Raw genomic sequence first — 6,782 nt, forward strand, 5'->3', positions numbered from 1 at the left:
TGCCGCGGTGCAGTCCTGGCCGGCGTTGAAGTAGCCCGCCATCGCGATGCCCTCCGCAGCAGAGGCGATGTCGCTGTCGTCGAACACGATCACCGGCGCCTTGCCACCGAGCTCCAGGTGTGTGCGCTTGAGGTGGCCGCCAGCGCTTACCGCCACGGCACGACCCGCGGCGACCGAACCCGTGATCGACACCATTTCCGGGGTGGGATGTGCGACGACGGCTGCGCCCGTATTCCGGTCGCCGCAAACAACATTCAGCACGCCCGGCGGGAAATGCTTGGCGGCGATCTCGGCGAGCATCACGGTGGAAACCGGAGTGGTGTCGCTGGGCTTGATGACGACGGTGTTGCCGGCGGCGATGGCGGGACAGAACTTCCAGATCGCCATCATCATCGGGTAGTTCCACGGCGCCACCTGCCCGATCACGCCGACGGGCTCGCGGCGGATCCAGGAGGTGTGGTTCTCCATGTATTCGCCAGCGGACCGGCCCTCCAAAAGCCTTGCCGCACCGGCGAAGAACCGGATCTGGTCCACCATCGGCGGGATCTCTTCGGCCATCGTCACGTGGTTCGGCTTGCCGGTGTTGCGGCCCTCGGCTTTGACGAGTTCTTCCGCGTTCTTCTCGACGTCGTCGGCGAACGCCAGCAGCGCCTTCTGCCGGTGCGACGGTGTGGTGCGCTTCCAATCCGCGAACGCCTTTGACGCGGCGCCGTAAGCGTTGTCGATGTCGGCTTCGTTGGAGACCGGCGCGCTGCCGTACTCCTCGCCTGAGGTGGGATCGACGAGCGGCATGGTGGCGCCGCTGACCGAGTCGACGAGCTCGCCGCCGATGAAATTGCGAACAGTGGTCATATGTGAATTCCTTTCATCACAGATCCGCGAGGACCAGGGCGAGCACGTCGAGACCTTCGTTGAGAAGGTCGTCGCTGATGGCCAGGGGCGGCAGGAACCGCAGTACATTGCCAAATGTCCCGCAGGACAACACGATTACGCCGGCCGCGTGTGCGCCCGCGCACAGAGCCTTGGTGAGTTCGGCGTCGGGCTCGAGGGTGCCCGGCTTGACCAACTCCATCGCAATCATCGCGCCACGTCCGCGCACGTCGCCGATGCGGTCGTCTTCGGCCTGCAGCCGCCCGAGCCGGTCCTTCATCAGCGTTTCGATCTGACGCGCCCGCTCGACCAGGCCGTCGGCCTCGATCGTTTCGATGGTGGCCAGTGCCGCCGCACATGCGACCGGGTTGCCGCCGTATGTTCCGCCCAGCCCGCTCACGTGCGGGGCGTCCATGATTTCGGCGCGGCCGGTGACCGCCGACAAAGGCAGCCCGCCGGCGATGCCCTTAGCCGTGACGATGAGGTCCGGCTCGATGCCTTCGTGTTCGCACGCGAACATCGCGCCAGTGCGGGCGAATCCCGTCTGCACCTCATCGGCGATGAACACCACGTTGTTCTCGCGGCACCAGTCCTGCAGCGCCGGCAGGAAGCCGTCGGCCGGAACGATGAAACCGCCCTCGCCCTGGATGGGCTCGATTATGACGGCGGCCAGGTTGTCTGCGCCTACCTGCTTGTCCATCACGCTGATCGCCCGGCTGGCCGCCAACTCGCCGTCGGTGGCCATTTCCTTGCCGAACTCGGCATCGCGGAACGGATATGACAGTGGCGCACGGTAGATCTCGGGCGCGAACGGGCCGAAGCCGTGTTTGTAGGGCATCGACTTTGCGGTCAGCGCCATGGTCAGGTTCGTGCGGCCGTGGTAGGCGTGGTCGAAAGACACCACTGCCTGCTTGCGCGTATACGACCGGGCGATCTTGATGGCGTTCTCCACGGCCTCCGAGCCCGAGTTGAACAGTGCCGAGCGCTTCTCGCCGCTGCCCGGGGTGAGCCGGTTGAGCTGTTCGGCGACAGCGACGTAGCCCTCGTACGGCGTGATCATGAAGCAGGTGTGGGTGAACTTGGCCACCTGTTCGGCCACCGCGTCGACGACGCGCGGCGACGCGTTGCCGATGGTCGTGACCGCGATGCCCGAGCCCAGATCGATCAGCCGGTTACCGTCGACGTCCTCGACGATCCCGCCGAAGGCCCGGGCCGCATAGACGGGCATGGTGTTGCCGACGGCGCGCGACACCGCGGCGCTTTTGCGGTCAATCAGTGCCTGCGACCGGGGTCCGGGAATCGTGGTCGCGAGATAGCGGCTTTGCTCGAGGGTGCTCAACGTTCGCCTCCTGACGACAGATGGGTTCGACGAATGCCGCGCCGCGGTTCGAGCCTAGTCGGAGACGCACCGATCCGATCGAAAACCCCGCCAGGTTGTGCTGGATCACGGGTCGGATCGGACTACCGCAACGGATTTCGTTGCGCGCGGTTCGTCGCGGCTATTTCTGGGAAACCGGATCAGGTCGAATCTCGGCACCCCATTCCCGGAGGTCGTCATGGCCGGCAGCACCGAAGCTGATCCCAACGTCAAGCCCGACGCCGAGGTCTATCCCTTGGGCAAGAGTCGCCCGCCGCTCGCCGTGGACGACCTGCCCGAGCCGGAGGAAGTGTTCAAGGTGCGCCGGCTCGGTCCCCTGCAGATCGCCCAGTTCGTGATCGGGCCGAGCCTGATCGCCCTGGGTATCTCGATCGGCAGCGGAGAGTGGCTGCTCGGCCCGCAGGCGGTCGGCGAGTTCGGGTTCATCGGCATCGGGTGGGTGATCACGGTGTCCGCGATCTTGCAGACCTTCTACAACGTGGAGGTCTCCCGGTACGTGGTGGCGACCGGGGAGGTTCCGATAGTCGGGTGGGGTCGCGTCCCGCCCGGCTGGAAGTTCTGGGTCCCGTTCTCCCTCATCGTCTTCTACTTCGCATTCATCTTCGGCGGATGGGCGGCCAGCGCGGGTCAGGGCCTGTTCGCGCTGATCGTCGGACGGGTACATCAGCCCGACGAACTCGAGTACACCAGGCTGCTGGCGATCGGCCTGCTGTTCGTGGTCTTCCTGATCTGTGTGGTGGCCCGCAAGATCTCCCGCGCGCTCGAACTGAGCAACTGGGTCATTATCGGCCTGCTGCTGGCGATCCTGATCGTGGTCGACATTGCGATTGTGCCGCCCTCCGTGTGGTGGGAGGGAATCCGCGGCCTCATCACGCCGGCGGCACCGCCGCCCGGCATCACCGCGACGACCCTCGGGGCGCTCGCCGGATTCACGGCGCTCGCGTCCGGCCTCAACTGGTACGCGATGGCCCACTACCGGGACCACGGTTACGGGATGGGCCACCGGGTGGGCTTCATCGCCGGGATGCGCGGTGAGCGGCGGGAGCTGCTCGCCGTCGGTGTCACCTTCCGGGACACGCCGGAGAATGCCTCTCGGTGGAAGCGCTGGTACCGGCTGCTGCTCATCGACCAGTGGGTGGTGTTCTTCTGCGGTGCGATGCTCGGAATGCTCCTGCCCACCATCCTGATGGCACACATCGTCGCCACCACCGGAGAAGCCCCGACAACGAAGAACGTGCCGACCTTCACGGCGGAGAAGCTGGGCGAGCAGTACGGCTCGTGGATGTTCTATCTGATGCTCGTGGCGGGCGTGCTCATCCTGTTCTCCACGCAGTTGGGCATTTTCGAGGCACTCGTGCGCAACTTCACCGACGCAGCGCACGCGACAAGTCCGCGGCTACGCCGGCTGCTCGAGGGCGATCCGCGCAAGTTCTACTACCCGTACATGTTGGTCGTGCTCGTGGTCATCGCCGCCGCGATCCACCTGACCACACCGGTGAGGCTGGTGCAGATCTCGGCGAACATGTCGAACCTGGGCGCCCTGATGTTCCCGTTCATGTTGATGTACCTGAATTCGAAGCTGCCCAAGCCGGCTCGACCACGGCCGTGGCACTACGTGATCCTGGTGCTGAACTTCCTCTTCTTCGGGTTCTTCTTCGTGAACTTCGTCTACGAGTTGACCACCGGAAGCGCACTGGTCAAGTTCTAGGACGTTGACCGTCACTCCCGGTCGTGATGGCATACCGCTTCGAGCATGAACCCCCACGGGTCGAGCCAGAACGTCGCGAAGTACGGCTGCGGGTATTGGGGAAACACCTGCGGCTCACGTAGCACCCGGCCGCCGAAGTCACCCTCGAGTTCAGCGACGGCCGACTGGACGGCATGCACCGCCGAGCGGGTCCGCACCATGAACGCCAGGTGCTGAAGCCCCGCCTGATCTCGCGAGTATCCGGACTTCTCGGCTGCCGGATAGAAGAAGAGATACGTCCCCGGCTTGCCGCCGGCTGGCCGGTAGGCGAATTCGTCGTCGGCGTCGAGGTAAATGTCGTACCCCACCAGGGGCATGATCGCGCCGTAGTAACGCCTCGCAGCATCCAAATCGAGAACGTTGAGGCCAAGGTGACCAAGCACCTAGCGACGCTAACAGCAGATCGCAAGCGACCGGGGGCTCGGCGGCCCCCGGCGACAATGGCACACTGGTCAACTACGAGGCCCCGTGACGTGCCGTTCCGGGAGCCGTGACCGCAAGACCGATACGAAAGACAGTTGCTGCCATGGATCTGGTCGTCTTCCTACCGCTGCTCATCATCCTGGGTGCGTTCATGTTCTTCGCGTCGCGGCGCCAGAAGAAGGCGATGCAGGCCACCATCGACCTGCACAATTCACTGGCCATCGGGGACCGTGTGCACACCACGTCGGGCCTGCAGGGCACCATCACCGGAATCACCGACGACAACGTCGACCTGGAGATCGCTCCCGGTGTCGTCACGACCTGGATGAAGCTGGCGGTGCGTGACCGCATTGTCGACGATGTCGAGGACGACGACGACGTAGAAGACACCGATTACGAGGCTCGGGAGTCGACGGCAACCGAGATCACCGAGAGCCCGAACAGAAAGACTGACGGCTGACCACTCAGCATCAGCACGTACCCTTTGCGGTGCTGACGAACTGATCTCGAAGGAGACCCTCACACGTGGCATCGTCTTCGACGCCGGTGCACCCTGCCCGCTACCTGGCGTTCTTCCTGGTGCTGCTTGTCGGCGTCTACCTATTGGTATTCCTGACCGGCAACAAGCAGGCCGAGCCCAAACTCGGTATCGATCTGCAGGGTGGCACGCGCGTGACGCTGACCGCTCGCACCCCCGACGGGTCGCCACCCAGCCGCGAGGCGCTGGATCAGGCCCAGCAGATCATCAACGACCGCGTTAACGGTCTTGGTGTATCCGGGTCGGAAGTCATCATCGACGGCAACAACCTGGTGATCACCGTGCCTGGCGACGACGGCAGCGAGGCCCGCAACCTGGGCCAGACCGCGCGGCTGTACATCCGTCCCGTCATCCACGTCGACATGGCCCAGGGTGCGCAGCCGCCGACCGAGGGTCCGCAGGGCGCGCCACCGGGCGCGCCGCCACTGGCTCCCGGGGCGCCACCGGGGCTGCCGCCGATCGCTCCCGCGGAGCCGGGAGCTCCCGTCGCGCCGCCGGCGCCAGAAGGGCAGGCACCGGCGGAGGCGCCGGCGCCCCAACCGCGCCCGTATCCGCAGGAGCCGCCGCCAACCCCGGCACCACCGCCCACGCCCACACCCCGGGTTCCGGCACCGCCACCGGGCACGCCAGGTACGCCGGTCAACACACCGCCGCCGCCCTCCGACAAGGACGTGCCGCTTTCCCAGCGCATCGCCGAGGAGAAGCAGATCCGGCAGAGCACCGACCAGCAGATCCAGGTCCTGGCGTTCCAGATTCTGCAGAAAACCGGCTGCGGCGAGAACGACGTGCTGGCCGGAAACGACGACCCGAACCTGCCGCTGATCACCTGCTCGACCGACGGCAAGCAGGTGTACCTCCTGGACAAGTCGATCATCAGCGGTGAGCAGATCGAGAACGCCACCTCGGGGCTGGATCAGCAGCGCGGCGAGTACGTCGTCGACGTTGAGTTCAAGAGCGACGCCACCAAGATCTGGGCGGATTTCACCGCCGCCAACGTCGGCACGCAGACCGCATTCGTGTTGGACTCGAAGGTCGTCAGCGCCCCGGAGATCCAGGAGGCCATCCCGGGCGGGCGCACCCAGGTCACCGGTCAGTTCACCGAAGCGACGGCCAAGGAACTGGCCAATGTGCTCAAGTACGGCTCGCTGCCGCTGTCGTTCGAGTCGTCGGAGGCCGAAACGGTTTCCGCCACACTGGGTTTGTCATCGCTTAAAGCGGGATTGATCGCCGGTGCGGTCGGTCTGGCGTTGGTGTTGCTGTATTCACTGCTCTATTACCGTGTGCTCGGATTGCTGATCGCACTGTCGTTGGTGGCTTCCGGCGCAATGGTTTTCGCGATACTGGTGCTGCTCGGCAGATACATCAACTACACGCTGGATCTCGCCGGCATCGCCGGTCTGATCATCGGTATCGGTATGACGGCCGACTCGTTCGTGGTGTTCTTCGAACGCATCAAAGACGAGATACGCGAAGGTCGTTCGTTCCGATCGGCCGTTCCGCGTGGTTGGGCAAGGGCGCGCAAGACCATTCTGTCCGGCAACGCGGTTACCTTCCTGGCCGCCGTGGTGCTGTACGCCCTGGCGGTCGGCCAGGTGAAGGGCTTCGCGTTCACTCTGGGACTGACGACGATCCTGGATGTCGTGGTCGTGTTCCTGGTGACCTGGCCGCTGGCGTATTTGGCGTCGAAGTCGCCGACGATGGCGAAGCCCAAGCTGAACGGTCTCGGCGCGGTGCAGCAGATCGCCCGCGAACGACGCGCGGCCGCGCACGTGACGGGACGGGGGTAGCGACATGGCCGCCAGGCATAAAGACAACAAAGACGTGGA

General features: G+C 65.1%; 6 protein-coding genes. 3 read left to right on the plus strand and 3 right to left on the minus strand.

The features are described 5' to 3' along the window. On the minus strand, positions 1-852 hold an 852-nt coding region (locus tag VFH65_RS29820), incomplete at its 3' end, for an aldehyde dehydrogenase family protein (RefSeq protein ID WP_353326805.1). 16 nt (positions 853-868) lie between these two features. After that, positions 869-2,209, minus strand: coding sequence for a 4-aminobutyrate--2-oxoglutarate transaminase (gabT, locus tag VFH65_RS29825; protein ID WP_353326807.1), 1,341 nt, complete (start codon positions 2,207-2,209; stop codon positions 869-871). A 217-nt stretch (positions 2,210-2,426) separates the two neighbouring features. Here gabT and VFH65_RS29830 point away from each other — a divergent pair, with 217 nt between their 5' ends. Next, complete coding sequence (locus VFH65_RS29830) at positions 2,427-3,956, plus strand: Nramp family divalent metal transporter (RefSeq protein ID WP_353326809.1); 1,530 nt, start codon at positions 2,427-2,429, stop codon at positions 3,954-3,956. A gap of 11 nt (positions 3,957-3,967) precedes the next feature. Here VFH65_RS29830 and VFH65_RS29835 read toward each other — a convergent pair whose 3' ends face one another. Then, positions 3,968-4,378 carry an extradiol dioxygenase gene (locus VFH65_RS29835; protein WP_353326811.1) on the minus strand — a complete coding sequence of 137 codons (411 nt, stop codon included), beginning with the start codon at positions 4,376-4,378 and terminating at the stop codon, positions 3,968-3,970. Between the two features lie 143 nt (positions 4,379-4,521). Here VFH65_RS29835 and yajC point away from each other — a divergent pair, with 143 nt between their 5' ends. Beyond that, on the plus strand, positions 4,522-4,878 hold the full coding sequence (yajC, locus tag VFH65_RS29840; RefSeq protein ID WP_353326812.1) for a preprotein translocase subunit YajC: 357 nt from the start codon (positions 4,522-4,524) through the stop codon (positions 4,876-4,878). Between the two features lie 65 nt (positions 4,879-4,943). Beyond that, positions 4,944-6,743 (plus strand): protein translocase subunit SecD, encoded by a 1,800-nt coding sequence (gene secD / locus VFH65_RS29845; RefSeq protein WP_353326814.1) that lies wholly within the window; start codon positions 4,944-4,946, stop codon positions 6,741-6,743. Positions 6,744-6,782 lie beyond the last annotated feature (39 nt).

Source organism: Mycobacterium sp. (assembly GCF_035697385.1).
Classification (GTDB): Bacteria; Actinomycetota; Actinomycetes; order Mycobacteriales; family Mycobacteriaceae; genus Mycobacterium.

Coding starts and splice junctions, on each gene's coding strand:
- yajC (WP_353326812.1), top strand. CDS start 4,522: ATGGATCTGGTCGTCTTCCTACCGCTGCTCATCATCCTGGGTGCGTTC.
- VFH65_RS29830 (WP_353326809.1), top strand. CDS start 2,427: ATGGCCGGCAGCACCGAAGCTGATCCCAACGTCAAGCCCGACGCCGAG.